Raw genomic sequence first — 1,290 nt, 5'->3', positions numbered from 1 at the left:
ATCCAGATCTGCACCTGGGTGGCGATGGGCGTGGTGGAGGAGAAGGGCAGCAGGATCGTGGAGATCCTCCTGACCTCCAGCGAACACCAGTTGCTGCCCCGACTCCAGCAGCCGGGCCCCCTCGACCGACTCCTCGACGGTGGCCAGCGCCTCGGGGAGCCGTCCGAGCACGATGAGGGTGCGGGCCTTGCCGGCGAGCAGGTTGGTCAGTATGTAGGTCTGCCCGGTGGAGCGGGCCACGGCGGCGGCGCGCTCGAAGTGGCGCAGCGCCACCGAGTAGCGGCCCATGTTGGTCTCCGCCCAGCACAGCCAGGCCACCGCGTCCAGCCACTCGGCCAGGTGCTCGTCCAGGGCCGTGGTGATGAGCCGGTCGGCGGCGTCCGCGCTGCGCAGCGCCTCCTCCATCCGGCCCGCGGCGTAGGCGGGCATCGGGCGCAGCGCCGCCACCGCCATGGCGAGGTCGGGCTCCCAGTCGTCCCCGGAGTCCGGCATCAGGTCGAGGACGGCCTGCGCGGCGCGGAAGTCGACCCGCATCATGCTCTCGGCGACCAGCCGCATCCGCAGGGGGATGGCCGCGGCGGCGCGGGGGTCGGGCATCCGGCGCAACTCGTCCAGCAGCAGGGCGCGCGCCTCGTGGGGGCGGTCGAGCTGGCGTTCCATGAGGGCGCAGATGCGCGCGGCCCTGGCCCGGCGCGCGTGGTCGTCCTCGGGCAGCAGTCGCAGCAGCTCGCGGGCGGTGTCGCGGCCCTCGGTGAGCCGGCCGCTGACACCCTGCGCCCGGCTCAGCTCCAGGAGCAGCTCCAGCCGTTCCTCCAGCGTGCCCGGCTCCTCGGGCATCAGGTCGAGGGCCTTGCGCAGCCAGTGGGCGGAGGTGACCGGAGCCTGGGCGGCGACCGCGCGGGCGGCCTCCACCAGGGTGGCGACCGCCCGCTGGTCGCCGAAGGAGCCGGACCGCTCGAAGTGGTGGGCCTGGACGGTGGCCGGCGCGCCGAGGGAGGCGAGGTGGGCGGCCAGCCGGGCGTGGGCCGCGAGCTGCCAGCCGGCGGCAGAGGACTCGTAGGCGGCCCGCCGGACCAGCGGGTGGCGGAACCGGAACCGGCCCGCCGCGGCGGGCCGGACGATGTCGCGGGCGACCAGCTCGTTGAGCGCCTCCAGCGCGGTGGCCTCGGAGACCTGGGCGGTGGCGGCGGCCAGGGCGGGCTCGAACTCGTCGCGAGTGCCTACCTGTCCGTGCTGCGCACGGCCACGGCGGGGCTGGCCGCGCGCCTCGACTTCACCCTGGACGAGATC

2 pseudogenes are annotated in these 1,290 nt (G+C 75.3%); one reads left to right on the top strand and one right to left on the bottom strand.

The window, feature by feature from the left end:
* Window positions 1-912: pseudogene (locus AB0B89_RS36510) on the bottom strand (LuxR family transcriptional regulator); the annotation flags it as partial.
* A 303-nt stretch (window positions 913-1,215) separates the two neighbouring features.
* Between AB0B89_RS36510 and AB0B89_RS36505 the strand changes: the two are divergent.
* A pseudogene (locus AB0B89_RS36505) lies at window positions 1,216-1,290 on the top strand (anti-sigma factor); the annotation flags it as partial.

The sequence above is a fragment of the Sphaerisporangium sp. NPDC049002 genome, assembly GCF_040649355.1.
Lineage (GTDB): Bacteria > Actinomycetota > Actinomycetes > Streptosporangiales > Streptosporangiaceae > Sphaerisporangium.
The sequence above is the reverse complement of the archived record's forward strand: the minus strand, read 5'-3'. Positions and strand labels throughout refer to the sequence as shown.